The sequence below is a fragment of the Mesorhizobium sp. BR1-1-4 genome, assembly GCF_020165375.1.
Classification (GTDB): Bacteria; Pseudomonadota; Alphaproteobacteria; order Rhizobiales; family Rhizobiaceae; genus Mesorhizobium; species Mesorhizobium australicum.
On the sequence record NZ_JAIUIB010000006.1, the window covers coordinates 50592 to 75508 of the forward strand.

Below are 24917 nucleotides of genomic sequence, written 5' to 3' on the forward strand. Positions count from 1 at the left end.
AAACGCCGGACATTACAAGGCGATGTCCGCCGCCGGCAGGGTTGCCGCCAATCCTTGCACAGCTTTATTTCCTTGGCCTTACGCTGCAGGCAAAGGACATGGGGTGACGGCGTTCTTCGGCGCCTGGCCGGCGGCATGATCCTGATATTGATCGGACTTGACGAGATTGCGGTCCAGCCCACGTTCATCGCCGTGCTGCTTCCCGCAGCCGATCTTTCTTGCCGCGGGTGCCATGATTTCCTCCTTCGGGTCGGTGCCGATCTTCGGCGCCTCTGGTTCGACGTCCGAACTGGCGGCGCGCAGTAATGTTCCGCCGCCACGAGCAAGTAGGAAAGCCTCGCCATCCCATGACCGAAACGGCTTCTCGCCATTGATGACGACCCGCATTTGGTGAGCTTCCGCCAGGCGGCCGATGTCGGCGCGGTCCCACGAAAGCGATCCGCGATAGGAATAGTTCAGCAAGGCGAGCCAGCCAGGCCGTTTCAGAACGCGTGCGATCTCATCGAAATGCCGCTCGGCCATGCCCGCCAGAACCAGATAAGGAAAGCTGTCAACCGCCAGCACGCAATCGAAACTGCCGTCGTCGAATTCGCTCAAATCGAGACCGGAGGTTTGCCGCAACTCGACATTGCCCAGCGCGGCGCACCGCTCGGAGGCGATGGAGATCATCCGCGAGGATATGTCGATGCCGATCATGCGGTTGAAGGACTTGGAAAGCGCATGCTCGAAACGGCCGATGCCACAACCAATGTCCAGAATATCCCGGCGGGTTCCGGAGAAGTCCTGCTGCTTGAGCCAGGCGACGACTTCGTCGGTCGTGGCCGAGAGCCTTTCCTCATCCCCTAGGGATGCGAGCTGGACACTTGCTGTCTCCGAAATCGCTGCCGCCGCATCGAAGCTCGAGGCCAGCCGCGTGACGACGGCGGCACCGGTCTCCCCGTCGTCGCGTGTGTGCCGAACGGCCGCTCCCGTCGCTCGCAACGTTGCAAAAACATCTGGCTTGCGGCGAAGCAACCCGGCTATCTCTTGCAGCCTTTCCGCGTCTCGCGCATTCGACGGAACGATATCCAGCACGATCTTTGCCAGTTCCGCCGCCCTGATCCCCGTCTGCAGGTGAAGCGCCAGCCTGGCGACGACTGCTTCGGCGCAGACACTATCCGCCATGCAGTCTTCAACAGCCGATCTGATCGTAGTGCGGCGCGGAGCGGATTTTGGCTTGGTTGCAGGCATGGTATCAACTCCGCGTCCAGACCCGGCGCATCGTCCACCTGTCGATGGCGCCCCAGCCGTATTTGTAGGCTTCCTGGCCGCGCAGGAAATCGAACTCGCGCGCACCTTCGCGGATCGATTCCGCGATCGCGTGGCCGATCAGGATCGCCCCTGGGCTCTCTTCGGCATAGGCGGGGTCGAAGCCCCCGAGATAGGCATAGGCACGACCGCGATGGTGGAAGCCGTAATAGGCCCCGACCGTCCTGCCATCGATTGCCAAAAGCCAGCATCGGACCAGGCCGCGAGTGTCGAGCAAGGGAAGTGAGCGCCTGTGGAATTCCTTTGCAGCCGCGTCGGCCAACACGCCACCTCCGTGTCCGGCCCAGCGCGCGTCGTGCAGGCGGATCAACTGATCGAGGAAGGTTTGGGGATCGCCCCGTGCCGACGACAACGCGATCCGGCCGCGTCTGGATGCGGCCTGCCGCGCCCGTCGCAACTGGCGCCGGCGCCGGGAGGGTACACAGCCTGCAAGGGTATCGTCTCCGGCGATGGCGAGCACGGGGCAAGCACCATGAGCGGCTGGCCGCCCCGCCTTCAGATCGGGATGCGCAATCGCAAGACCGGCGCCGCCTTCAGGCAAATCCGACAGGATCCACTGCGACCAGCCGACCGAGAGGATCTTTTCGGCAACAATGGCCGCGACCTGGTCTTCGGTGCCGGGAACACACAGGATATCCAGATAGTCGCTGAGCGAAATGCCGACCGGAAGCAGTTTCGAGCCGGCGGTTCGGTGCTCTAGATAAAGCGGCGCTAGCCCTATCAGGTCGCTTCCGCGCCAGACCGCGACCGTCGCCAGGTCGCCGGGCCCGAATGTGCGCCACCATGGCACCAGCCACGCAGGAGATTGAAACGGCGTCGCCGAGGAACTCTGCTCCCACAGTCCCCACCAATCCGTCGCAAGCGCATCGAATTGCGCCGGATCATCGATGATCTGACCGCGCAACACAGGCTCGCTCACGGCGTGACGGCGAGGCGCCCGGCATCGGTGCCAAGTCGCGCCAGCGCCTGATAGGCATCCATGTAAGACGAGATCATTCGCTCCAGCGAGAACCGCCGTCGCGCCTCGGCGCGGCATGTCTCGGCGTCCAGGCTTGACGCCGCAACGATGGCTTGTGCCATCTCGTCGATCGTATTGACGAGAAAACCGGTCTTGCCGTGCTCGATCACGTCCGGAAGCGCACCATTCGGAAAGGCGATCACCGGTGTGCCGCAGGCCAGCGCCTCCATGGCGACAAGGGAGCTGGTCTCGGCGGCAAGGCTCGGGATGACCAGACAGCGTGCTGCGTTGAGAAAGCGCCGCTTGGCGGTGAAACCGAGCGGACCAAGAAAGCGGCGGCGGCCATCGAGGCGAGGTTGGACCTCGTCGTGAAAGTAACGCGTGTGCGTTTCATAGGGATAGACCTTACCGCCGACAACCAGCGGTACACCTGCCTGCTTGGCCGCGTCCAGCGCCAGGTGGATGCCCTTTTCCGGGCAGATGCGGCTCAGGACCAGTGCGAAGTCGCGCTTCGGCTGCGGCAGGCTGAGCGCCTCTATGTCTACTCCATTCGGAATTGGCGGGGCCAGTTTGGCGCCGGGTGGCGCGGTTTTCTGCTGGGCGGCCGAGACTGCATGAAGCCACAGGTCGTCGCGCGTCGGCTGCAAGGCCCCGGCCGGATACCAGTCCAGCGGCAGGTGAAGGGTCACCAAGGTCGGGCCATCGTCGGGCAGATAGGCATCGAAATCGATGCCATGCAGATGAACCACATCGATCGGCCACCTGGCGCGGGCAGCGGCGATCGCGGTTCGATGAGCCTGCTGCGCGCGGCTCTTCGCCACCTCGTCGAGTACGCCGCCTTCCGCCGGAATTTCCACAAGCGTGCCGCTCGCGCTGGAGCCCCGGCAGCCGACGACGATAGACCGATGACCCGCGCCGACCAGTGCCCGATCGAGCATCGACAGGACCTGTTCGGCACCCCCGACCGCATCCGGTCCGACAGGCGCGAGGGGATAGGCGACGTTGAGGACGGTGAGCGTCATGGCCGGCCGAGCCATGGTGCGGGATGGGCGCAGGCGGTTGCGCACGACCTGGTGCCGATCTCGAAGGGGCCGAGAGCCTTGACTTCGGTCAGTGCCTCCGATGATCGCGGACCGGGTCGCATGAGAGCCTCACGCAGCCGAGGCCCGCTGCGTCGGGAGCGAGGCGGACGTCATGCCGGGCGCGTAGCGGCGGATCATCGTTGCACAGAACTCGGCGAATTCCTCGGGTACCAGCGGAGGGCTGGTGTGGTGAGGCATCATTCCGCGATGCTCGGGCGTGAAGCAGAAGGTGACCGTGACGTCGAAAGCGGCGAGTGCTTCCATCTGTCGGTCGAACCAGTCCAACGCATTCGGCCTGAAGCTATCGGCCCAGGAAAGCCCCGTGCGCATATTGGTCACGCCGAGCCGCTTCATCCAGGCGACGGCATCGTCCAGCCGCGGGTCCTCGAAATGAAACCACTGCACCAGGCCCATTGCGGGTGTGTAGCGTAGGAATTCTTCCAACGCCGGTTTTGGCGTACCGTCCTGGCGCAGCAGCCCCATGTGGAAATGGCGGTAATAGGAAGATCCCTCCGCCTCGCGATGCCGCGTCGTTGCTTCCCATTCGCGCGGAAGGTCATAGAGGCTGTACCACTGGATTCGCGGTGCGTTGCCGAGCAGCAATTCGGCGGTGCGCTTGAGCCCCCAGACCTGTATTTCCTCGGCCCCGAAGGTCGATACGCCGACCTCGCTGACCCAGATGGGGAGGTCGGTGACGGTCGCGATCTCACCGATCTTCTGCGGCCATTCCTGAATTTGCCACAGGTTCCAGTCGAGGGGAAAGCCGTGAACAGCGACGGCGTCGACATGGTCCAGCACGCCGAATTCCTTCATGCGCGTGATAAAGCCGGGGTCTATCGGCGAGATGCCGCCAAGCACTTTTGTCAGAGCCGGGTTCTCGGATGCGATCGCGTCCGCCGACAGGACTGCCATCCTGGCAAAGCGGCTCCAATCGGGGTCGAGCTCGGGGTCCCAATGCGATTTGTTGTTGGGCTCGTTCCAGATCATCGCGGCTTCAATCATGGAGCTTTCCTTTCGACGGATATATCGCGCCGCCGCCGGCCGGATCGCCGGCAGCGCGGCAGAAATAGACCTCCTGCTCGGGATGCAGAACGATCTCGAAACCGGCGCTGCGCAGCATCGCTTCGGTGCAGGCCCGGTTCGGTATCCACCAGTTGGTCGGATCGTCGGCATAGCGGTGTTCGATGAAATGCAGCTTGGGAAATTCCGGCTGGTCGAACAGATCATGCGTCCAGAAATGATAGTTTTCTTCCAACGCGGGCAGGTCCTTGCTGCCGCGCTGCATGGACTGAAAGATCAACAGGTCGCCGGCGACGTGCTCACGGATCAGGTCGAGTGCGAGCAAGGGGTGGCGCAGATGGTAAAGCACCCCCATGAACAGCACGACATCGAATGTCTCGCGCAGGGCACCGACGTCGTAGACCGACAACTTCTGGAATTCGATATCACAGTCCGCGATCTCGGCGGCAAAGCGGGCCTGCGCCAGATAGGCCTCGTCGAAATCGATCCCGAGGACACGGGCGGCGCCCCGCCGTTTCATCTCGATCGAGTAGAAGCCGGCATTGCAGCCAATATCCAGCACGGTCTTGCCGGTCAGATCAGCGGGTATGGCATCGGCGAATTTGCGCCATTTGATCAGCGGGTAGTTGCCGAGAAAGTGGTCGGGCGCGGTTTCGACGCCGGCCAGGTCCATATTGTGGAACCACGGGCCGAGCGCGTCGATGCGCCGGCGGATTTCGGCATGGGAATGCAACATGGTCAGGCTCCTTCACCCGGAACGACAGGCACATGCGAATGCGCGCCGGGCATGATCGTTGCGGGCTGCTGATGAGCTGACGGGACGCCGTTTTCAAGCAACCGCAGAGCTGTGCGATACCCATTGAAAGTACCGACATCGACATAAGCGGACCCTGCCTTGACACCATAGGCCACCCCCCCGCCCGCAAGGTAGGCGTTGATCAGCGTGCCGATATATTCGTCACGACCATCCCGCTCGCGCCAGAGCGCCGCAAGCCGATGCAGGATATGGCCGGGCATCTTGAACGCGCCCCAAACCCAGTTCGTGGCGGCGTCCTGCCGCTTGACCTGGATTTCGATCACCCGCTCCTCATCATCGGTAACGACGGCGTCGAAGAATTCCGGGCTATCCACCGGGAAGAGCAGAAAAGAAAGCTGATCGTCAGGCAAGCGACAGAAGCCGTCCTCGGGAAACCAGATCGTATCTGGAAGCCCGACGAGGACGACCTCGTCGGGCGCGACGAGGGGCGCTGCCCGGAAAATCGCATCGCAGAGACCGACGGGTTGAGGCTGCACCACGAAGAGCGCTGCCGCCTCACCGTAGCCGGCGGCATAATATTCGAGGATGTCGGATTTGCCCGATCCGATGATGAAGCAAATCTTGTCGACGCCGGCCTGGACCATTCGCCGTACCAGATACTCGCTCACGGCGCAGGGACGTTCGGTCTGTCCGTCGATCCTGCTGCCGACCGGCAGCAGCTCCTTCGAGAAGCCGAGCGGTTGAATGCGGCTGCCGCGTCCGGCAGCAGGCACGATGCCCAACATCAGACTGCTTCCTTCATCGGTTCACCGACTGGGTTTCGCAAGGCATCGGCCAGGATTTTGTCCAGTTCCGCTGCGCGCTTGGCGGAAGTGTGCTCGCCCAAGACCCGTTCGCGGGCTCGCCTTCGAATGCCGTCGAGCTCGAACTCCGGCAATTGCAGTGCCGCGACCACATCATCCGTGTCGCGCGCCAACAGCACTTCGCGGCCGGGTTCGAAGAATTCCGCGAGGCCTGGCCATGCGTCGGTGACGATGGCAGCTCCACACGCGGCCGCTTCGAAGAGCCGTCCCGACGGGCACCAGCCCTTTTGCGCCATCGCTTCGCGGGTGACGTTCAGTGTCAGCCGCGACGAGGAGAAGAACGCCGGATGGTCGGCGGGCGGCAGATGCCTGACGAAGAAGATGTTGTCGCTCCATGGGAATTCCTGCGGATATTGTGCGCCGCCGATGATGAAGCGCTGGTCGGGCAGGCGCGCGGCCGGGCGGACCAGAAGCTTTTCGACGCCGGCCTGGCGATCCGCCGCGTAGGTCCCGAGATAGGACAGATCACCGGCGAATTCGGCCCGCTTCTCTGCCGGCCGGTGCTGGTCCGGATCGACATGCCCGTAGAGCGGCATCACGCGGCGCGCGCCCAGCACCGTCTTCAGCGCCTCGATCGCCGGGCCGCCGGTGTAGCTCAGGACGAGGTCGTAGTCGGCAAGGCCTTCAGGTCCGAAATAGGGCGGCCGCTCACCTTGTTCGACGCGGGCAAGCGTGACTGGAGTATCGAGATCGTAAAAGACAGGCAGTCCGCGGCATGCCTGCTGCGCGAGGCGCGAAGCCTCGACGGCGTCGGGACAATAAGAGGTGACGACCACGACATCCGCTTGCTTCATCGCCCGTTCCGCGACGCGGCGGATGTCCTCCCAGTCCGGATAGATGACGACGTTGCCTCCATCGAGTTGATCCAGATCGCGGGTCCCGGCATAATAGGGGGTGTCGCGTTCGAAAAAGGTGATCGACCAGCCCAGCCGGGCGAGGGCGCGGATCAGCCCACGCCACAGCGTGGCATGGCCGTTTCCCCATGAAGACGTGACGGTAAGACCGAAAATGACCATCCGCATGGGGAATTTCCTCGTCAGGCAGCTTCGTTCAATCGCAGGAGCTTCGAGCCCCAGTCGCCCGATACGATCGTCGTGATCGAGGCGGGATCGATGTCGAAGCGAAAGCAGTCGCCTACCGGCAAGCCAAGCACCTTGCAGACGGCGGCCTTAATCACATCGGCGTGGCTGATCAGGGCGACACATTGGTTCTGATGCAGCTCGCGGACGCCGTTCATCAGCGAGACGATGCGCTCCTGGACATCCAGCATGGTCTCGCCGCTCGGTGTCCGGGCCTCCTGCCGCTGATCGTTCCACGCGCGCCAACTGGCATCGCCGTTCAATTCGTCGAAAGTCTTCCCCGACCAGTCGCCGAAGTCGATCTCGTCGAGTTCGGCGCGGATCGCGATTTCGCCGACACCGCAAGCGAGAGCGATCGGAACCGCCGTCTCCTGCGTGCGCTCGCGCGGGCTGCATAGAATGGCTGCAATCGTCTCACGGGCCATGCGGCCGCCAAGCTGCTCCGCTTGAGCCTTGCCGGCCTCGCCGAGACATACACCGGCCATGCGGCCCGCAAGGTACGAGCCGACATTGTCGTGCGCCGCATGGCGGATCAAAAAGAACGTCGTCGTCATTCCGCGGCATCCAGCAATGGCTCGTCCTTGCCGGCGATGAAAGCGAGCGTGCGCTGGCGCGCTTCGGCGTCGGTGAACTGTTCGGGTGGCGATTTCATGAAATAGCTGCAAGGACCCGTCAGCGCCCCGGCAATGCCGCGGTCGAGCGCGAGCTTGGCGCAGCGCACCGCATCGATCACCACGCCGGCTGAATTGGGCGAATCCCACACTTCCAACTTGAGCTCGGCATTCAGCGGCACGCCGCCGAAGGTCGTGCCTTCGACGCGGATGTAGGCCCATTTGCGGTCGGTGAGCCAAGGCACGTGGTCGCTGGGGCCGACATGGATGTTGCCCGGCTCCAGGGGAACATCGAGCTGGCTGGTTACCGATTGCGTCTTGGAGATCTTCTTCGATTCCAGCCGCTCGCGTTCGAGCATGTTGAGAAAATCGGTGTTGCCGCCGAAATTCAGCTGATAGGTGCGATCGATGCGCACGCCGCGCTCGCGAAAGAGATTGGCCAGCAACCGGTGCACGATGGTGGCGCCGACCTGGCTCTTGATATCGTCGCCGACCAGCGGCAGCCCGCGTTGCTCGAAGCGCCGGCGCCATTCCGGACGCGAGGCGATGAAGACCGGTATGCAATTGACGAAGGCACAGCCGGCCTCGAGCGCGCATTCAGCGTAGAAGTGCGTCGCCTCTTCCGAACCCACCGGCAGGTAGGAGACCAACACATCGGCTCCGCTGTCGCGCAGGATCTCGCTGACATTGGCAACCGGTTCGGGCGCTTCTTCGATTTCGTCGCGCAGATATTTGCCGATCCCGTCAAGCGTCGGCCCGCGTTCGACGAGAACGCCGGTCGTCGGCGCGTCGGCAAAGCGGAACGTGTTGTTGGGGGGAGCGTAGATCGCATCCGCGACGTCACGGCCGACCTTGCTTTTGGCGACATCGAACGCACAGACAATTTCGATGTCGTCGACGTGATAGCCACCGAGATCGGCATGCATGAGCCCCGGGATCGGTTCGTTGCTTTTGGCATGACGATAATAGGAGAGGCCCTGCACCAGGGAGGATGCGCAATTGCCCACTCCAACGATACCAACACGAACTTTTTTCGATCCCACGAAACTGCCGCCCTATGCTGTTCAAAGGTAAGTTCCTTGCGCCGAACCGCCACCGTGCCGGAATGTTCCTTGGCTTGGTCAAAAATTGCGCGAAGCAGCATGGATCGAAGCTGGGCGCGCCGCGTTGCCCGCACGGCAAGCACCGGAAATCGACCAATGATCGTCTACGGCGACTACAAGCGGACCGAGAATGCACGACAGCTTCAGGAGGCGGCGATCGAAATGGCCCAAGGCCTCGATCGCATGCCTTGCGGCATCCGGCGCCATGCCGCATTGGTCGGGCTGTTCGTCAGCGTGTCGGAACTGGTCCAAGGGCTCGCGGATGTCGACTTCAAGGCCCGGGGCGTCGACACCAATTCGCCTTCGCAACGGCAAGGCGCCAGGCTACTGGTCGGGCTTGCGGCAGAGGTGGCGAGGTCGTGGCGAAGCGGGTTCGCCGTAGACGGTGGCATCGACCCGCGACTTCTCCAAATGCTGGCCGGGCTCGATTGCAAGGCAGAGGTTTTGACCGGCTCGGCCGAGGGCTACGCGCACTATGCCCTTTATCCAGAGAGTTATCTCGGCGCGGCGCGGATATCAGGTCTCGATGCGAACACATGCGTCATCGGCATCCGCAGCATCGGCCTGGGGCTCGCGGCCATGGTGGCGGCCGCGATCGGTGCGCCGGCGCCCATTAGCGTGCGCCCGATCGGGCATCCTTTCGATCGGCGCCTCAATGCCGATCCGCGTTTGGTCGCGGCCTGGAGGAACGAGCCGTCGGCTCGTTTCGCGGTCGTCGACGAAGGTCCCGGCCTGTCGGGAAGTTCGGTCCACGCCGTCGTCGCGTGGCTGAGAAAACAGGGCATCGATACGGACCGCATTCACCTGTTCCCCAGCCATTCGGGCGATCCGGGCGCCGAAGCGTCGCCGGATGTTCGGGAGACATGGGGGCGCTGCCGCAGGCATGTGGCGATGACGTTCGAACGCACCTTCCCCGAAAGCTCGCAAAGTCCAACGCTGCGCGATTGGGTAGCCGAGGCGGTTGGCAGTCCGAAATTGCGCTTGACCGAAATATCCGGGGGCGCGTGGCGCTCCCTTCACTACGCCGACGAAAAGCGCTGGCCACCGAGCACACGCGGCACCGAACGGCGAAAGTTCCTGGCCTCCGCGGGTCAAGGTCGCTGGCTTGTCAAATTTGTCGGCCTCGGCGAAACCGGGCTGCGCAAGATGCAAGCCGCCAGGGTGTTGCATCAAGCCGGATTCGGACCGCAAGTCATCGGGGTCTGCCACGGTTTTCTGGTCGAACGGTGGACCGATGGAACCACGATGGATCAGCTGCCGCTGTCCAGGCAGAGACTTGTCGCGGCGTTCACACGCTATCTGGCCTGGCGTGCGACCAATCTGCGGACCTGCGAAGCCGGCGCATCATTGCTCGCCCTCGCGGAGATGGCGGTTCACAATGCTTCCGAAGCTTTGGGCGAAAGCCAGGCGGCTAGACTGCGGACCTGGTTCTCGAAGCAGACGCCCGCAAAGGTGTTGGAACGGGTCGAGATCGACGGCAGGCTTCACCCCTGGGAGTTTCTGGTCGGTTCCGATGGTACGCTGATTAAGACGGATGCAGTCGACCATTGCCGGGGACACGATCTGATCGGCTGCCAGCCGATAGAATGGGATATTGCCGGCGCCTGCGTAGAATATGACTTGTCCGAAGCCGAGGCGGCGACGTTGATCGGCGGCATGGATAACCGCATGGATGGCCGCATCGACACCAGGCTCATCGATTATTTCAAACCTTGCTATTTGGCGTTTCAGCTCGGGCTGTGGACCATGGCCGCCCAATCCGAGAATGGCTGGGAAAGAGCAAGGCTGGAGGAGACGGCAAACCGATATGAGGCAGGGCTGACACGGTTCCTGGGCCAGGCCAGGGCCGATTAGTCTGCGTCAATCCAGCCTGCGCAGCATGTCTGCTTCCTGCTCGAGAATACTGGCCACCTCCTCCCGCTGCAGATGCGTCATCATCAGGCTGACACAGCACTCCAGATAGGTGATTGAGGCTCGCCGCAAATACGCAGCCGTCTCTCGTTCCGCCATCTTGTCGATATCGGTCCGAGATCGCTTGGGGTGCATGAGGAGGTCCTCCATATGTGGTCCTCCTGTCAAACCAAAAGCTTGCCTGGATGTTCCCGCGGGAATCGATGCGAAGATGTGACCGCGGTCCGGCATCAGGCAGGGAGGTTCTGCAGCCCGCCTGACGTGGGTCTCGCCCTTGTGGAGCGTCCTGCCATTTGATCGCCGATCGAGCCGCCTTCAAGCGTGGCGAAATAGCTGATCGTCCGCGCGAGCCCCTCGGTGAGAGGCACTCTTGGCGTCCAGCCGAGCAGCGTTTTTGCGCGCGAGATGTCGGGCTGCCGGCGTCGAGGATCATCCTGCGGCAGCGGCAGGAACGTCATGTCCGATTTGGTGCCGGTCATGGCCTTCACCAATGCCGCCAGTCGCACAATGGTGAATTCGCCGGGGTTGCCCAGATTGACGGGCTTGCCCGGATTGGGATTGATATCCATAAGGCCCATCAACCCATCCATCAGATCGGAGACGTAGCAGAAGGATCGCGTCTGCATGCCGTCGCCGAAAATCGTCAGCGGGCGCTTCTCGAGCGCCTGCATGATCAGGTTCGAGACGATGCGGCCGTCCGCCGGATCCATTCTCGGCCCGTAGGTGTTGAAGATGCGCGCGACACGAACGTCGGCCTTGCCGGCTCGCAGATAGTCGAAGCAAAGTGTTTCGGCGGTGCGTTTGCCTTCGTCGTAGCAGGCGCGTGGGCCGGTGCAGTTCACATGGCCGACATAATCTTCCCTCTGCGGATGTTGCTCCGGATCGCCATACACTTCACTCGTGGAGGCCTGCAGCAATCGCGCGTCGTTGCGGGCGGCGAGTTCGAGCAGGTTCAACGTTCCGATGACGCAGGTTCGCGTGGTGTGGATCGGATCGGCCTGGTAACGCGGCGGCGAGGCGGCGCAGGCCATGTTGAAAATGCGATCCACCGGCTCGCCCAGGTCCAATGGCCGGCAGATATCCTGCTCGATCAGCCGGAAACCCGGCTGGTCCATGATCGCGTTGATGTTCTCCATGCGACCGGTAAGAAAATTGTCGGCGCAGATCACACGCCAGCCATCGCGTAACAATGCTTCGCAAAGATGCGAACCGAGGAAGCCCGCGCCACCGGCGACGAGCACCGTCTTTGCCCTTTGCGCTTTTTTTGTTTGTCGCATCGCGATTTTCTCCTGTCTGCCAGTCATGCTGCACTTCCGATATCGAGATCGACGACCACCGCCCCCTTTTGCGTAAGCGCCGTGATGAATTCGCGAGCCCTGGCCGCACCGGTGTGGGAGGCAAGGACGAGTTCGCGTGCCCGGTCGGCCATCGCGAGACGTGTACGAGCCGATTCCCGGGACAGGATCGCGACGACCTCGTCCGCCATCCTGGCCGTGTGGATCGTCGATGCGGGAAAGAAGCTGTCGAGGCCTGGCCAGCGGTCGCTGATGATCGGCGTGCCGCAAGCCGCGGCTTCGAAAAGGCGCACGCTGGGCGACCATCCCGCGGCAATCATGGAACTGCGTGTGACGTTCAGGGTGTAGCGCTGACGGCTATAGAATGCGGCATGATCGGCCGGCGGCAAGTGTTCGATGCGCTCGACATTGTCGGGCCAGTCGATGTCGGACGGATATTGCGAGCCGGCCACGACGAAACGCCGATCCGGCATGCGCCGTGCAGGCTCGAGCAGAAGCGCGTTGAGCGTGGCTTGCCGGTCGGCGCTGTAGGTGCCGAGATAACCGAGATCCCAGCCGATCGGATCGGCGGTGCGGTGATGCCGTTCCGGATCGACCGAACAGTAGAGCGGCTCGGCGCGGCGTGCGCCGAAGGTCTGCGTCAGATCGGCAAGCATCGGGCCGCCGGCAAAAGAGAAATAGATGTCGAAGTAGGGGATTTGGCGCCAGCTCAGATAGTCGCAATCGTCCGCCGACAGCTTCGCCAGGGTCACCGGCGTGTCGATGTCGTAAAAGCAGAGTTGTCCTTTGCAAAGTGAAGCGACGGTGTCGATCACCGCGCGCCCTTCCGGTACGAAGGAGCCGATCACCACGACATCGGCCTGTTGCAGACACCGCGCGTAGTCGCGTTGCAGTTCCTGCACGGTTTCGTAGTAGCGCAAGGCGCAGAAATCCGGATCGCGCAAATCGCGGTGATTGGCGTACCACGGCACATCGCGCTCCAGAAAAGTTACGCGATGGCCGAGTTGGTGGAGGCCTTTCAACAGACCTCGAAAAGTGGTGGCATGGCCGTTTCCCCAGGACGAGGAAAGCGACAGGCCGAGAAAGACGATGTCCAACTGCCTGGTCATTCGGCTGCCTCCACGGTCCCGTGCGTCAAATGCCGTTTGAAGACCGCATCAGCCACGGCCGCCCGCAATGCGTAGGTATGATCGGCGAGAACGCGTCGAAGTGCGGCCTGGCCGATCGCCTTTGCCCGAACGGGGGTCAGCGCCTGCATGATCTCGGCGACATCACCGCCGTCGCGCGCCACAAGGATCTCCTCGTCGGGTTTCAGGAACAGCTCGACGCCGAGCCAGGCATCGGTGATCAGGCAGGCGCCCGCGCCGGCCGCCTCGAAGACACGCGTGGCGGGTGAAAAACCGTTCGCGGCCATGCTGTCGCGGCTGATGTTCAGCACCGCCTTTGGCGTGACATTGAAGGCGTTGTGATCGCGGGTGCCGACATGGCCGAGCCAGCCGACATTGGCGGGGAGCGGCTTGTCGCCCCACCCAGATCCGCCGAGCAGAAAACGTTGTTCCGGCAGCTGGGCCGCGGGATCGAGGAAGAACGATCCCACCCGCGCTTCACGATCCGGCAGCCTGTTTCCGAGGAACGCCAGGTCGCAGGCAAAACGCGCATTGCTGGCGACCGGGTGGTGCGTTTCGGGATCGAGCGCATTGTAGATTGGCACGCACTCGTTCGCGCCCATGGCACGATAGGCCCAGACTACGGGATCGCCGCCACCATAGGTCAGCACAAGGTCGATTTCTTGCAGCGCACGATGCAGCGGGTGGTCCGGCTCGTCGCGCAGCTGGGCGAGTGTGGCCGGCGCGTCGACGTCCCAGAATACAATGAGCGCATCGCTGCGGGCGTGGTCGAGCACGGCGCGAAGCAGCGCCTCGTCCTCGAAGCCGACGCCACTCGCCTTGACGACGATATCGGCTTCGGCGGCACGCGCCGCCACCTGCATCAGGGCATGGTGGGTTGCCTCGTAGACGACGACAGAGCACCAGTCCGGCGCCTCGATGTCGCGGTTCTTCTGCCGGTCATAGACGTCAGGCTCATAGAAGGTGATTTCGTAGCCCAGTTGCGAAAGCGCCTTCAGCAATCCTCGGTAATAGGTCGCGGCGCCGTTCCAGTAGGACGACAAAAGGCTCGATCCATAGAATGCGATCTTCATGCTGCGGCTTCCTTTGCGGCGGTCAGCTCGGCGGTGTGCAGGGTCGTGCATTGCCAGAGCACGTCGAACAACTCGTCGACGCGGTGACGACAGGTGTGCCGCGAGCGGATGGTCTCAAGACCCGAGGTCACCAGGGAGGCCGCAAAATCGGGATCGGCCAACACCGCCTGGAGATGTTGCCGCATTTGCGATCCATCCTCGGCAAACAGGAAGTCGATGCCGGGCCTGAAAAGCTGCTCGACGTCGGACCAAGGCGCTGAAATCAGCGGGATGCCGCAGGCAAGTGCCTCGAACATGCGGATCGTCGGAATTCCGGGCAAGCCTTCACGATAAGGACGCCGCGGGATGTGCACGGTGACACGATGCGCGGCGAACACCTTCGGCACGTCGGCATTGGCGATCCACCCTTCGTAGCGCAGACCGGCGGCTGCCAGATCGGCAAGTGCCGGCTCGGGATAGCGGACCCCGTGAACAGTGGCCTGAAGACCGAGATCGCGCACTGGTTCGATCAGGAATTCCTGGATTTCGGCCGTCCGCTCGTCGTCGCCCCAGTTTCCGATCCAGACCAGGTCGGACGTCGCGTGGATTTCCGGGTGCGGTTTGAACAGCCGATCGTCCGCCGCTTCATGCCAGGTGAAGACGCGCTTGCCCCAGCCGGCGCGCAGATAGCTCTCGCGCAGCGCTTCGCCAAAGGCGAGAACGCCATCATAATGTTCCAGGCGGAGCGCCGAGATTGCCTCGGTGGCCGACACGGCGCGGTGATGGGTGTCGTGAAACAGCAAGGTGAATTTGCCGCCATCGGCCCGGGCACGGCCGATGCGAGCGACAAGCTCCGGGTCGGTCCATTCGTGGACGATCACCACGTCGGCCTCGGCGATCCAGGCTTCATGGTCGAACCCGGCATCGTAGGTCACCGGCATCAATTCGGGGAAATCCTTGCGAAAACGTTCGATCGCGAAGGATCCCCTCTCGGCCAGTAGGTTCGATCGGCTCCAGCCGTCCGCCGGCTCCAGAGCGATGGCCTGATGCCGGCGCGCCACCAGTTCGCGCATGACGCCGCGAAGGAAATGGGCATTGCCGTGGTTCCAGTCGGAGACGAGCGAGTGAGTGTAGAACAAGAAGCGCATGATCAGCGCTCCGCCACGGCCAGCGCCGCCTTTTCGTAGACATCGCGCATGGCCGCTGCCTGTCTCGCCAGCGTGAACCCGCGGCTTCGGCGGAGGGCGGCGTGGCCGAGCTCTCGCCTATGCCCCGCATCGCTGGAAAGACGATTGATGCAGGCTGCAAGATCATGCGGGTCGCGACCGTCAAAGAACATCGCGGCCCCGTCCCATAACTCGCGATAGGTCGGGATGTCCGAGAGCACCAGGGGCGTTGCCGACATGGCCGCTTCCAGAGCCGCCAGACCGAACGGTTCGTAGAGCGACGGGGACACGAAAATACCGGCGCGGGCCATCAGGGAGCGCACCTCGCCATGCGGCAGTGCTCCGAGAGGAACGGCATGGTTGACGGTGGCGCGCTCGCCGTTCGGGCCGTGAAGCGAACCGGCTGTAAAGAGAGGCCATTGCGTCAACGAGGCGGCCTGGTCGACCACCACCACATTCTTTCCCTCGTCCCACCAGCGGGCGGCGGCGAAGACGAGCGGCTGGCGGGTTTCTGCTGTCGGGACGGGGCGTGCGGCATTTCCGACGACGTGAAGGCGTGCGATCGGGCCATAGCAGGTCTCGAGCATCTCGGCATGGCTGCGGCTTGGGGCGATGACTGCGTCGGCCCTGTCGAAGCCGCGCCTGTTGCGCTCTTTCTGCCAGCTCCATGCGCTATCCAACGCCTGTCCCTTGACGGAATGGAACCATGTCGTCACGCATGAATGCGAGACGACTATGACTGGGCAAGGCGCGTCCAACCCCACGGCCTGCGTCGGTCCGTTGAGATGGACAAGGTCGATGGCGTAGTCGCGTATCGGCGCACGCAATTCCAGCGGCAGACGGTCGAGGTCGCCGGCGCTGCGGGTCATCCAGTCCAGTGGCGTATTCAACCAGATGAGCGTCGCGAAGGACCGTGCCTCTTCGGCCTGTTGCCTGGATGGTTGCGGCCCCAGCCCGGCGAACACAACGCTGTCGCCGCCATTGACCAGTTCTCGGCCGAGATCAAGCGCATAGCGCCATACTCCGCCCATGGCGTCGACGGTCATCAGGATGCGGCGCTTGCGTGGCGTCAGTGTCCGCAACATGCCGCCTCCAGTTCCGCCAGCGGGCGCGGGCGCTTTTCCTGGATGTCGCTGAACTTCTGGAACGATGCGAGGTAATGATCATGGGCGCGCTCCCAGGCGAGGTCGTCGGGTTCGCCCCAAAGCTCGCGATAGCTGGGCGAACTCGGATATGGATAAAGCGGCACGGGTTCATTGGCCCACACGCCATTGTCGATCAGGTGGGTGCGCCAGTGATCGACAAGGGCAGGATCGTCCTCGACGACGCCGATCAGATTGGCCTGGACGAAGGGAACGTGGCGTCTGGCCTTGACCAGCAGCGCGGCAAGCTCCTCGGTGCCCAGCCGGCAGCGCTTCGCCAGCATGGCCCGCCCTTCCACCGTCAGGCTTTCGAGGCCGGCTTCGATGGACACGCAGCCTGCCGCGCCCAGCAGTTCCAGCAGCTCGGGTTTCCACAGATCGATGCGGGTCTGGACGCCGAATTTCACATCGCGGCCGACCAACGCCTCCAGCAACGCTTTTTGGGGCAGGAAGATTTCGTCGATGAAGTAGATGTAGCCGACACCCTGGGCGATCAGCCTATCGATTTCAGTCACCACCGCTTCGTGGTTGCGGCGGCGATAGGCATCGCGGAAATCGATCTTGGCGCAGAAGCTGCAATTGTAGGGACAGCCGCGCGACGCCTCGACCTCGGCGCCGAATCCAAGCTGTTGGTCATCGAACCGGTGATGGTGATGCGAATGGGCGGCAATCCAGTCGGATGGCCATTCCAGCGGCGGGTGATCGACAAACGAACTGGAATGGACGCCGCCGTTCGACACCAGCTTGGAGTCCCGCAGATAGGCGGTTGAGGGTACCGCGCTCCAATCGTCGCGTCGTGCAAGTTCCGCGACGACTTCCTCGCATTCGCCGCGCACGACAATGTCGACGCCCAGCTTGCGCAAGGTCGGCGCCGGCGTCGCCGAACCATGTGGCCCGACCGCGACCGTGCGTCCGCCACGCCCGGCCAGGCGATTGAGGAAATCGGCCGGCACCCGCAATTCCGGCGGTGCGCAGCGCCAGAACAGATAGGTCGGCGCGGTGCTGACAACCGTCATTGCCGGCGCGAAATCAACCACGCGTTTGCAGAGCCCGGAATTGTCGAGCTTCTGCAATTGTCCGTCCAGCATCAGCACCTCATGGCCGGCCGCCTCGAGCAGGGCTTTCGAATAGCCGAGTTCCAGGGGCAGATGCGGTTGGCGGCAGCCGAAATAGATGCTGTCGTCATATGTCCAGGACGGGTTGACCAGGGCTATTCTCATGCGACGTACCTCACGGCTTCGGGGCGGGGCTCAAGCCGGTGGCGCTGCAGCCAGTCGGCGAGATCGCGAATGCCCTCGCGCCACGCAACCTGCGCCTTCCAGCCAAGCGCGGTTTCGATCTTGCGGGTATCGGCGACGAAGAAGGGCTGGTCGCCGGTCCGTTCCCCATCATGGCGGACCGAGAGCTCGCGACCGGTCAAGCTGCGGATCTCGCTCAACAGCATACGCAGGCTGAGCGCGTTTTCAGGTCCGCCGCCAAGATTGAATGCCTGGCCCTTGGTGATCTCGATCTCGTCCAGCACGGCCCTGTAGGCGGCGACCGCATCGGAGACGTGCAGGATGTCGCGCACCTGCCTGCCGTCGCCGTAGATGGTGATTTCCCGTCCCGTCAGGGCGCTGAGCAGGAAGTGCGCTACCCAACCCTGGTCCTCGGTTCCAAACTGGCGCGGTCCGTAGATGCAGCTCATCCGCAGCACCGCCGTCGGCATGCCGTAGGACTTGGCATAATCGAGCACATATTGGTCCGCCGCGCCCTTGGAGCAGCCATAGGGTGTGCAGAAATCGAGGCCGCGAGCCTCGTCGATCCCGCCGGCCTGGATCGCGCTATCGCAAGGTATGTAGCGGTCGTCGTCCGCGCGAACCGCGACGTCGGGGAGGCTGCCGTAAACCTTGTTGGTGCTGGCGAAAATCACCGGGATGCGCTCGCCGCTCAGCCGCGCCGCTTCCAGCACGTTGAACGTTCCGCGAAGATTGATGTCGAAATCCTCGTCCGGCCGGACCAGGCTCGTGGTGACGGCCGTCTGCGCGGCCAGATGGAAAATCGCCTTGCATCTCATCAGGGCCGGCGCCAAGGCATTGGCGTCCCGCACATCGATGGTCTCGACCGTAAGGCGGCCACCGTGTTTCTGGGCAAGCCATTGCAGGTTCTGTTCGACGCCGGGACGGCTGAGATTGTCGACCACCAGCACCGGCTCGCCATCCGACAACAGGCTGTCGGCCAGGTTTGATCCTATGAAGCCGCTGCCGCCGACGATGGCGACCGGCGCTTCGCGTCGGTTGCGTGCGCCCGGGCTCATGACACCAACCCGCGCTCTTCGAGTTCGCGCTTCATTTCGGCGCCGCGATCGACGGCGGCCGTGTTGCGCACCCAGGAAACGAAATCCCCGAGAGAGTTCTCCAATTGCAGGCCGGGTTCGAAACCGAGCAGCTCACGAGCCTTGGAGATATCGGCGAAGCAGTTGCGAATGTCGCCGGAGCGCGCCTTGCCGAGCAGCTCGGGCGAACGGTTCGGGGTTCCCATGGCTTCGGCCAGCAATCGCGCGACTTCGCTGATCGCATAGGCGCGGCCGCTGCCGATGTTGATGACGTGGCCCTTTGCCTGACGTTGCTGCAGCGCAAGGCGAAAGGCGCGGGCGACGTCATGCACATGAACGAAATCGCGCTTCTGTTCGCCATCCTCGAAGATCATCGGCCGTTGGCCATTGGCGAGACGTGAAGCGAAATTGGCCAGCACGCCGGTATAGGGATTTGATAGCGCCTGGCCGGCACCGAAGACATTGAACAGGCGCAACGCGACCGCATCGATGTTGTACGCTTCGCCAAAGATCAGCACGGCGCGTTCCTGGGCGTATTTCGTCAGCGCGTAGATCGAGGCGAGGTCGACCGGCTTTTCTTCATCCGTCGGCAGCGGCGAAAGGGGGGCGCCTTCCGGCGACAGCGGATTCCACTGTCCGCTTTTGATGTCGCTTGACTTGCGCCTTGCATTGTCGATGCGCCGGCCGTCGGGCGTGGCATAGAGGCCCTCGCCATAGACGCTCATCGAGGAGGCGACGACGATCCGTTCCACCGGATGCTTGATCAGCGCTTCAAGCAATGTCGCCGTGCCGAGATCGTTGGTGCCGACGTAGCGCGCGATCTCGTACATTGATTGTCCGACGCCGACTTCCGACGCCAGATGAATGACGGCGTCGACGCCTTCCAGCGCCTCGGCAACGGCCTCCCGGTCGCGAATGTCGCCCTTGATCAGTTCGGCACCTGCGGGAAGCGCGACCGCTTCACCCGCATGCACCTGCTCCAGCAGGGCGTCGAGAATGCGAACTGAATAATCCTGAGCGATGAGTTCTTGTGTGACGTGGCGGCCGATGAAGCCGCAGCCTCCTGTAACCAATATGCGTTTCACGACGACTCCTCGGATAAGTGACCTCGGCGCCCCGAACTTTTCGGCAAAAGGTTTGTTCCCTGTGCTTCAACAAAGTTCCCTTCGCGGGCTTCGCCTGAAAGCAAGCGCAACACCATCGGCCCGCGATGCGGGAACATTGCCGCCGGTATGCTGTTAGGGCGCTCGACAGCCGCCGTGACGCCGAAAGGCGAAGCCGATGATCAAGGGAGATTTCAATGTCGCAGTCCCAGACGACAACCAATCACGACGAAATTCGCAAATGGGCCGAGGAGCGGCAGGGCCGGCCGGCGGTGGTCCGCACCAAGGGCGAGGGCGGCATCCTGCGGATCGACTTTGGCGAGCCCGAGGAAGCATTCGACCCCATCGATTGGGACGAGTTCTTCCGGATATTCGACGAGAACGATCTGGCCTTCCTTTATCAGGTCAAGACCAGCGACGGAAAATCCAGCCGTTTCAACAAATTCGTCGAGCGCGATCGCAAGGGTTGAGAGGGCTGGCTGGCGGCCGATGCAGCGGGCCTCAGAAAATCTCGAAAGTCGCTGGAACAATCGACGGCCCCATTGCTTCGGCGCTGATCCAGAAAGGTGATCCAGCGAAGCGTCTTGGCCTCGGCCCAGGAGAATTCAATGCATCAGCTTTGCGCCGCGGGCTTTGGCCACTTCTCGCATGACGTCGTTGAGCCAGTTTTCGGTGGACTGGCCAAGCTGCCGGTGGTCGACGTCCCGGATCGCTTGCTCGAGTGTCCTCTCGACCAGCCGGTCCGATGCGTTGACGTCTCCCAGCAGAAGACGCGCCGCGAGGCGCAGTTTGGGCAAAAGGGTGAAAACGTCGTCTGGCGGGGAGGGCACGGAGATGTCCGCTTGTTCGGATGCCTGCGGCGGAAAAAGGGCATTGAACACAGCCTTGCTGCCCGAGGATTTCCGCAAATTGCTGGCGTAACGGAGATGCTCGGGGATGGCGATGTCGTTGTCGCCGCTGAAGAATACGAAGGGGATACCGCGGCGCATCAACTTGTCGGCGATCGGAAACACACGTCGGCCGTTGAGATTGACGTCCAGGATTGCAGCTTCGGCTTGATCGGTATGTTCAGACGCCTGCTCGACGGTAGCGGCGGGCCCGAGAATGATAGCACCCATGTTGCTGAAAAACCTCGCAAGATCTCCAGCCATCGACCATTCGTCTTCGACAATCAGAAGATGCAACCCCCGCAGATCGCGCACGTCGTCATCCTTTCTTCGAACGGAGTTTAGGATGCAAAGAAGGCACTTCCACTTTCCTGTCATCCAGCGCCGCCTGCAACCGTTTCGCAAGCACCAGCATGCGATCCGGGATGGGCCCATCGAGACCTTCGATTAATTCAGGCGCCCCCGGCACCATTGGCGCCAGGACTTTCAGGCCAGCAGAGCGTTTTGTCATTGAACCACCATGGATATCGGGTTCAACGTCATCCATGCTGACTTGTTCCATCCTCCCTGCGCGCTATATGGTTGTGTCCTGTCCGATCCGACGTTGAGAGACTTCATGTCGGTCGGGCGAAAGGGGGGACATGCCGTGACAGCCCGATCAATCAAGTTCCCCATCGTCGGCATCGGTGCGTCCGCTGGTGGCATTCCCGCAATGGAAGGGCTTTTCAAGGGCATCACCGACCGGCCCGGCATGGCGTTCGTGATCATCACGCACCTCAGTCCCAAGCGCAACAGCCTGCTTCACGAGGTCATCGACCGCTACACCGAGATGCCTGTCGTGGTGGTCGAGGACGGCGTGGCCGTCGAACCCGACCACGTCTATGTGATGCCGGAAAACGTCACTCTGGTCATCGAGAATGGCGTGCTGCACCTGCGGCGCCCCAATGGGCTTACCCAAGAGCGCAAACCTGTCGATATCTTCTTCAGCGCACTGGCCGACGACCAGGGCGAATACTCGGTCGGCGTGATTCTGTCGGGCGGTGATTCCGATGGCACCCTGGGCGTGAAGGCGATCAAGGAGCGGGGCGGGCTCACCGTCGCGCAAGCGCCGGACGGCTATGGTCCGCGCAATCCCGACATGCCGCAGAGCGCCATTGCCAGCGGGCTCATCGATGTTGCCGTGCCCGCCGAGGAGATTGGGGCGAAGCTCGAGGCTTACGCCAGGGGCTTCGACACGCTGGACGGGCTGACGAACGAAGAGGACGACCATGCGGCCGACATAGATAAGGTCCGCGAACAGATATACGGCATTTTGCGCAGCCACTCCGGCCACGACTTTTCAGGCTATAAAACCAAGACATTCCTGCGCCGCATCAAGCGGCGCATGCAGATCGCCCAGATACAGTCCATCAATGGCTATATCGACTGGCTGAAGAAGGACCCTCGCGAGGTGATGAACCTGTTTCGCGATCTGCTGATCAATGTCACCAACTTCTTCCGCGATCCCGATGCCTTCGAATTGCTGGAGCAAAAGATCATCCCGCGGCTGTTCGAGGGCAAGACCGCGACCGATACGGTCAGGGTCTGGGTTCCCGGCTGCGCCACCGGCGAGGAGGTGTTCTCCATCGGCATCCTGCTGCGTGAACACATGGAAACGCTTTCAGCCGTTCCGCGCGTCCAGATATTCGCCACCGACATAGACGAGCCGGCCCTGGCCGTGGCGCGCGCCGCACGCTATCCCGAGGCCTTGATGCAGGGTCTTTCCCCGGAGCGCAAACAGCGGTTTTTCAACGGCGATGGCGAAAGCTACGTCATCAGCAACGAGATCCGGGAACTGTGCATCTTCTCGCCGCACAGCGTCATCCGCGATCCGCCCTTCTCGCGCATGGATCTGGTTTCGTGCCGCAATCTGCTGATCTATTTCGGCCCAGCCATTCAAAGCCGCGTTCTTCCTGTCTTCCACTATTCGCTGAAGCCGGGTGGCTATCTTTTCCTCGGCACGTCCGAAAGCGTCGGGCAGCACGAAAATCTGTTCGCCACCGTCGACAAGAAGCATCGCCTCTTCCAAGCACGGGAGCATGCCTCGCCACATATCAGGCTGCCGGCGCTGATCGGGGATGTCCATTCCGGCGTCTTTCCCGCCGAAACCGCCGGCTTAAAGAAGGGCACGGTCGGCTATCCGCTGCGCCAGGCTGTCGAGGCGCAGGTGCTGGAGCGGTTCGCGCCGCCGCATGTCCTCGTCAACGCCGAAGGCGACGTCGTCTACTATTCGGCGAGGACCGGAAGATACCTCGAAGCGCCGCAAGGCATCCCCAGCCGGCAGTTGCTGACGATGGCGCGCCGCGGGCTTCGCCTGGACCTGCGCGCCGCATTGAGGGAGGCGACGACGACACGCCGCACTGTTGTGCGGGACAATCTCGCCGTCGAGGAAGACGACGAACGCGTCCAACCGATCAGGCTGACCATCGAACCCCTGGCCGAGAGGGGCAATGGTGAGCCGCTTTACCTTGTCCTCTTCGAGCCGTCGGGCCCGACCCAGGCCCGATCCGATGAGGACGGGGGCGGCCGTGACAGCGACAGCACCGCCGATCTTGAGCGGGAACTGCGCGACACAAGAGAGCGCCTTCAATCCACCATAGAGGAATACGAGACGGCCCTCGAAGAGGTGAAATCGTCGAACGAGGAACTCGTCTCCGTCAACGAAGAGGCGCAATCCACCAACGAGGAACTTGAAGCGTCCAAGGAAGAGATGCAGTCGCTCAACGAAGAGCTCAACACGATCAACGCGGAGTTGACCAGCAAGATAGAAGAGCTCGATCACGCCAACAGCGATCTGCGCAATCTGTTCGAAAGCACCGACATCGCGACCATTTTTCTCGACCGCAGTCTTGTGGTGCGGACCTTCACGCCGGCGGCCTCGTCCTTCTTCAGTCTGCGCCCCTCCGACGTCGGCCGACCGCTGACGGATCTGTCGAGCCAACTCGATTATCCCGAGTTGAAGCAGCACATCGACAAGGTGTTCGAGACAGGCGAGACCCTGAACCACCATCTTGCGCGCGATTCCAGGGGCCTGTTTCACATGGTCCGCATCAATCCCTATCGGGACAAGGGCAACAGGATACAGGGCGTCGTGGTGACACTGGTCGACGTCACCACCCTGGCGCGGGCGGAAGAGCATCAGCAGGTGCTCATCTCGGAGCTCAACCATCGCGTCAAGAACATGCTGGCGGTGATCGCCAGCATCGCCAACCGGACGCGGGACAGTTCGGATACGAAAGAAGAGTTCGCGGAGGCCTTGATCGGCCGGCTGCATGCCATGTCCCGGGCCTACGGATTGCTGACCCGCGAGAGGTGGAAAGAAGCTTCGGTCAAGGAACTGCTCCACCAGGAACTCGAGCCGTTCGGCATCGAACGGATCGAACTCGATGGCGACGATGTTAGACTCGGCCCGCAACAGGGGCTTTCCCTCAGTATGGCCATCCATGAACTGGCAACCAACGCGGCCAAGTATGGCGCCCTGTCCAAGCCTCGAGGCAGGATTGGTGTCAGATGGGCGATGGACGGCGATAATTTCACGCTTGGCTGGCGCGAAAAGGACGGCCCTCCGGTCAAGGAGCCGTTGAACAACGGCTTTGGCCTGAACCTGTTGAAGGGGGAAATCGGCTACAGGCTCGGGGGCCAGGTCGACACCTCCTTCCACAAGGAAGGTCTTGAGGTCCAGATCGCTTTTTCGGCAAACCACAAGGACGCGCCGTGAGCGACAGACCGCGCGTTCTGGTGGTTGAGGACGAGTGGCTGATCGCGGAGGACGTCGCGTCTGATCTGCGTGCGGCGGGCTATCCCGTGGTCGGGCCTGTTTCGTCCGTTGCCGCAGCACTTCGGCTGGTCGAGGCCGATAAGGTCGACATGGCGTTGCTGGACGTTCAACTGAACGCCGAAACGAGCCTGCCGATCGCGGAGATATTGCTGACTCGCGGCACTCCTTTCGCGTTCGTAACGGGATATGGGCGGGGCGATCTTCCCGCCCGGTTCCGAAACTGCAAATTCGTGGCAAAACCCGCAAGCGAAGCGGCCATCCTCACTGCCGTGGCCGACCTGGCATCGCTTCGCGCCAAGAAACCGTGATCCAAAGAGCTAGC

General features: G+C 62.6%; 24 protein-coding genes. 4 read left to right on the top strand and 20 right to left on the bottom strand.

Annotated elements, in window-relative coordinates; genetic code table 11:
- Window positions 1-78 precede the first annotated feature (78 nt).
- The 9 genes from LB571_RS14360 to LB571_RS14400 all read right to left on the bottom strand — a co-directional run bounded on the left by LB571_RS14360 (window position 79) and on the right by LB571_RS14400 (window position 8721).
- Window positions 79-1164: a class I SAM-dependent methyltransferase gene (locus tag LB571_RS14360; protein WP_224595322.1), complete on the bottom strand. Its 1086-nt coding sequence runs from the start codon at window positions 1162-1164 to the stop codon at window positions 79-81.
- A gap of 70 nt (window positions 1165-1234) precedes the next feature.
- Window positions 1235-2227 (bottom strand): GNAT family N-acetyltransferase, encoded by a 993-nt coding sequence (locus LB571_RS14365; protein WP_224595325.1) that lies wholly within the window; start codon window positions 2225-2227, stop codon window positions 1235-1237.
- Window positions 2224-3288, bottom strand: coding sequence for a glycosyltransferase family 4 protein (locus tag LB571_RS14370; RefSeq protein WP_224595328.1), 1065 nt, complete (start codon window positions 3286-3288; stop codon window positions 2224-2226). The genes LB571_RS14365 and LB571_RS14370 overlap by 4 nt, the downstream gene beginning before the upstream one ends.
- A 129-nt stretch (window positions 3289-3417) precedes the next feature.
- On the bottom strand, window positions 3418-4350 hold the full coding sequence (locus LB571_RS14375; protein ID WP_140724257.1) for a beta-xylosidase: 933 nt from the start codon (window positions 4348-4350) through the stop codon (window positions 3418-3420).
- Window positions 4343-5104: a TIGR04290 family methyltransferase gene (locus LB571_RS14380; RefSeq protein WP_015319158.1), complete on the bottom strand. Its 762-nt coding sequence runs from the start codon at window positions 5102-5104 to the stop codon at window positions 4343-4345. The genes LB571_RS14375 and LB571_RS14380 overlap by 8 nt, the downstream gene beginning before the upstream one ends.
- A 2-nt stretch (window positions 5105-5106) precedes the next feature.
- Window positions 5107-5910: a sugar phosphate nucleotidyltransferase gene (locus LB571_RS14385; protein ID WP_140724260.1), complete on the bottom strand. Its 804-nt coding sequence runs from the start codon at window positions 5908-5910 to the stop codon at window positions 5107-5109.
- On the bottom strand, window positions 5910-7010 hold the full coding sequence (locus LB571_RS14390; protein ID WP_224595330.1) for a glycosyltransferase: 1101 nt from the start codon (window positions 7008-7010) through the stop codon (window positions 5910-5912). The genes LB571_RS14385 and LB571_RS14390 overlap by 1 nt, the downstream gene beginning before the upstream one ends.
- Before the next feature lie 14 nt (window positions 7011-7024).
- Entirely contained in the window at window positions 7025-7621 is a 597-nt protein-coding gene (locus LB571_RS14395) for a histidine phosphatase family protein (protein ID WP_140617543.1), read from the bottom strand.
- Complete coding sequence (locus tag LB571_RS14400) at window positions 7618-8721, bottom strand: inositol-3-phosphate synthase (protein WP_140665740.1); 1104 nt, start codon at window positions 8719-8721, stop codon at window positions 7618-7620. Before LB571_RS14400 ends, LB571_RS14395 begins: the two co-directional genes overlap by 4 nt.
- 156 nt (window positions 8722-8877) lie before the next feature.
- On the opposite strand from LB571_RS14400, the gene LB571_RS14405 reads away from it, so the two are divergent.
- The gene (locus tag LB571_RS14405; RefSeq protein ID WP_224595334.1) at window positions 8878-10635 is read left to right on the top strand and encodes a hypothetical protein; all 1758 of its coding nucleotides are present in this window, start codon (window positions 8878-8880) and stop codon (window positions 10633-10635) included.
- Window positions 10636-10641: 6 nt separating this feature from the next.
- Here the strand turns inward: LB571_RS14405 and LB571_RS14410 are convergent, their stop codons facing one another.
- From LB571_RS14410 to LB571_RS14450, 9 genes are all read right to left on the bottom strand, one after another.
- Window positions 10642-10842, bottom strand: a complete 201-nt coding sequence (locus LB571_RS14410; RefSeq protein WP_015319152.1) for a hypothetical protein — start codon at window positions 10840-10842, stop codon at window positions 10642-10644.
- Between the two features lie 80 nt (window positions 10843-10922).
- Window positions 10923-11969, bottom strand: coding sequence for a UDP-glucuronic acid decarboxylase family protein (locus tag LB571_RS14415; protein ID WP_015319151.1), 1047 nt, complete (start codon window positions 11967-11969; stop codon window positions 10923-10925).
- Window positions 11970-11992: 23 nt separating this feature from the next.
- Window positions 11993-13096, bottom strand: coding sequence for a glycosyltransferase (locus LB571_RS14420; RefSeq protein WP_015319150.1), 1104 nt, complete (start codon window positions 13094-13096; stop codon window positions 11993-11995).
- Window positions 13093-14187, bottom strand: coding sequence for a glycosyltransferase (locus LB571_RS14425; RefSeq protein WP_015319149.1), 1095 nt, complete (start codon window positions 14185-14187; stop codon window positions 13093-13095). Before LB571_RS14425 ends, LB571_RS14420 begins: the two co-directional genes overlap by 4 nt.
- A complete protein-coding gene (locus tag LB571_RS14430; protein WP_015319148.1) occupies window positions 14184-15314 on the bottom strand; it encodes a glycosyltransferase in 1131 nt (376 codons plus the stop codon). Before LB571_RS14430 ends, LB571_RS14425 begins: the two co-directional genes overlap by 4 nt.
- A 2-nt stretch (window positions 15315-15316) precedes the next feature.
- On the bottom strand, window positions 15317-16417 hold the full coding sequence (locus tag LB571_RS14435) for a glycosyltransferase family 4 protein (protein ID WP_224595337.1): 1101 nt from the start codon (window positions 16415-16417) through the stop codon (window positions 15317-15319).
- Complete coding sequence (locus LB571_RS14440; RefSeq protein ID WP_224595339.1) at window positions 16402-17694, bottom strand: TIGR04295 family B12-binding domain-containing radical SAM protein; 1293 nt, start codon at window positions 17692-17694, stop codon at window positions 16402-16404. Before LB571_RS14440 ends, LB571_RS14435 begins: the two co-directional genes overlap by 16 nt.
- The gene (locus LB571_RS14445) at window positions 17691-18770 is read right to left on the bottom strand and encodes an NAD-dependent epimerase/dehydratase family protein (protein WP_224595343.1); all 1080 of its coding nucleotides are present in this window, start codon (window positions 18768-18770) and stop codon (window positions 17691-17693) included. The genes LB571_RS14440 and LB571_RS14445 overlap by 4 nt, the downstream gene beginning before the upstream one ends.
- On the bottom strand, window positions 18767-19873 hold the full coding sequence (locus LB571_RS14450; RefSeq protein ID WP_224595345.1) for an NAD-dependent epimerase/dehydratase family protein: 1107 nt from the start codon (window positions 19871-19873) through the stop codon (window positions 18767-18769). Before LB571_RS14450 ends, LB571_RS14445 begins: the two co-directional genes overlap by 4 nt.
- Before the next feature lie 215 nt (window positions 19874-20088).
- Between LB571_RS14450 and LB571_RS14455 the strand changes: the two genes are divergently transcribed.
- Entirely contained in the window at window positions 20089-20361 is a 273-nt protein-coding gene (locus LB571_RS14455; RefSeq protein ID WP_224595347.1) for a hypothetical protein, read from the top strand.
- 135 nt (window positions 20362-20496) lie between these two features.
- On the opposite strand, the gene LB571_RS14460 is transcribed toward LB571_RS14455, so the two are convergent.
- Together LB571_RS14460 and LB571_RS14465 are read right to left on the bottom strand one after the other, a co-directional pair.
- Window positions 20497-21093, bottom strand: coding sequence for a response regulator (locus LB571_RS14460; RefSeq protein ID WP_015319142.1), 597 nt, complete (start codon window positions 21091-21093; stop codon window positions 20497-20499).
- 4 nt (window positions 21094-21097) lie between these two features.
- Window positions 21098-21325 (bottom strand): hypothetical protein, encoded by a 228-nt coding sequence (locus tag LB571_RS14465; RefSeq protein WP_157163671.1) that lies wholly within the window; start codon window positions 21323-21325, stop codon window positions 21098-21100.
- A 69-nt stretch (window positions 21326-21394) separates the two neighbouring features.
- Here LB571_RS14465 and LB571_RS14470 point away from each other — a divergent pair, with 69 nt between their 5' ends.
- Complete coding sequence (locus LB571_RS14470) at window positions 21395-24535, top strand: CheR family methyltransferase (protein WP_224595349.1); 3141 nt, start codon at window positions 21395-21397, stop codon at window positions 24533-24535.
- The gene (locus LB571_RS14475; protein ID WP_015319140.1) at window positions 24532-24903 is read left to right on the top strand and encodes a response regulator; all 372 of its coding nucleotides are present in this window, start codon (window positions 24532-24534) and stop codon (window positions 24901-24903) included. Before LB571_RS14470 ends, LB571_RS14475 begins: the two co-directional genes overlap by 4 nt.
- Window positions 24904-24917 lie beyond the last annotated feature (14 nt).